This window comes from Okeania hirsuta (assembly GCF_003838195.1).
GTDB classification, from domain to species: Bacteria; Cyanobacteriota; Cyanobacteriia; order Cyanobacteriales; family Microcoleaceae; genus Okeania; species Okeania hirsuta.
In genome coordinates, this window is the sequence record NZ_RCBY01000611.1 from 1 (window position 1) to 1,117 (window position 1,117).

Annotated in this window: 5 protein-coding genes; all 5 read right to left on the reverse strand. The window is 46.7% G+C overall.

The features are described from left to right. A partial coding sequence (locus D5R40_RS43380) for a hypothetical protein (protein WP_375339459.1) occupies nt 1-151 on the reverse strand: 151 nt, incomplete at its 3' end. Further along, nucleotides 109-282 carry a hypothetical protein gene (locus D5R40_RS40495; protein WP_240041710.1) on the reverse strand — a complete coding sequence of 58 codons (174 nt, stop codon included), beginning with the start codon at nt 280-282 and terminating at the stop codon, nt 109-111. The genes D5R40_RS40495 and D5R40_RS43380, both read right to left, overlap by 43 nt. 78 nt (nt 283-360) lie before the next feature. Then, a complete protein-coding gene (locus D5R40_RS43385) occupies nt 361-528 on the reverse strand; it encodes an AMP-binding protein (RefSeq protein WP_205127867.1) in 168 nt (55 codons plus the stop codon). Beyond that, nucleotides 509-718: a hypothetical protein gene (locus tag D5R40_RS38765; RefSeq protein ID WP_205127868.1), complete on the reverse strand. Its 210-nt coding sequence runs from the start codon at nt 716-718 to the stop codon at nt 509-511. The genes D5R40_RS43385 and D5R40_RS38765 overlap by 20 nt, the downstream gene beginning before the upstream one ends. A 128-nt stretch (nt 719-846) precedes the next feature. After that, a partial coding sequence (locus D5R40_RS38770; RefSeq protein ID WP_205127869.1) for an AMP-binding protein occupies nt 847-1,117 on the reverse strand: 271 nt, incomplete at its 5' end.

The following is a 1,117-nucleotide window of genomic DNA, read 5'->3' on the forward strand; positions in this document are numbered from 1 at the left end:
TACCCTCCACCAACTCGCCTTGTGAATCCACCAAAATAGGTTGGACGCCCGGCATAGGATAGGAGGCGTAACAAGGTTTGGTATCGGTAATGCCAGGTAGTGGAGTGATCATAATTCCGCCGGTCTCGGTTTGCCACCAAGTATCCACAATCGGAGCATTGCCTTTCCCGACTTTTTCATTGTACCAATTCCAGGCTTCTTCGTTGATGGTTCGGCTACACTACCAATTACCTTCAAGGTACTTAGGTCATATTTATCCACAAACTGATCTCCTTTTGCCATTAAAGCTCGAATAGCCGTCGGAGCTGTATAGAACTGATTAACCTTTAATTATCACATACTTCCCAAAACCTTCCTGCATCAGGGTAAGTAGGTACCCCTCAAAATAACCGTGGTAGCTCCAGCTAAGAGAGGACCATATACAATGTAGCTATGTCCAGTAATCCAGCCAATATCAGCTGTACACCAGTAGACATCTCCATCTTGATATTGAAAAACATTGCGGAAGCTAAAGCAGGCATACACCATATAGCCACCACAGGTATGTACAACTCCTTTGGTTACCTGTAGAACCAGAAGTGTACAGAATGAATAGCATATCTTCTGAATCCATCGCCTCCGCCGGGCAGTCAGCAGATTGGCTATTTACCTCATCATGCCACCACTTATCTCGCCCTGCTTCCATTTGTACTTCTCCGCCAGTATTGCGATGCACCAAACGGTTTCAATACTGTCGCAGTCCATCGCTAGGGCATCATCTACTACCTTCTTAACCGGAATATTCTTGGCTCCTCTGTTGTTGTAATCTGAGCAGATGACCATCTTACATGTGGCTCCTTAATACGATCAGCCAGGGCTTGGGCGGAGAAGCCGCAAAAACCACGGAGTGAATGGCACCGATGCGAGCGCAGGCAATACTGCAATAGCTAACTCTGGTACCATGGGCATATAGAAGCACACGCGGTCTCCTTTTTCAATGCCATTAGCTTTTAGCGCGTTGGCTGTTTTGCAAACCGCGGCATGCAATTCCTTATAGGTATAACTGATGTTTCCTTGAGATGGATCATTGGGCTCAAATAGAATGGCTACTTGATCACCCCGGTCCGCCAAGTGTCGA

What these genes read in the sequence shown, in the direction of transcription:
- D5R40_RS40495 (WP_240041710.1), bottom strand. Translation starts at nt 282, where the DNA reads ATGGCAAAAGGAGATCAGTTTGTGGATAAATATGACCTAAGTACCTTG.
- D5R40_RS43385 (WP_205127867.1), bottom strand. Translation starts at nt 528, where the DNA reads ATGGTGTATGCCTGCTTTAGCTTCCGCAATGTTTTTCAATATCAAGAT.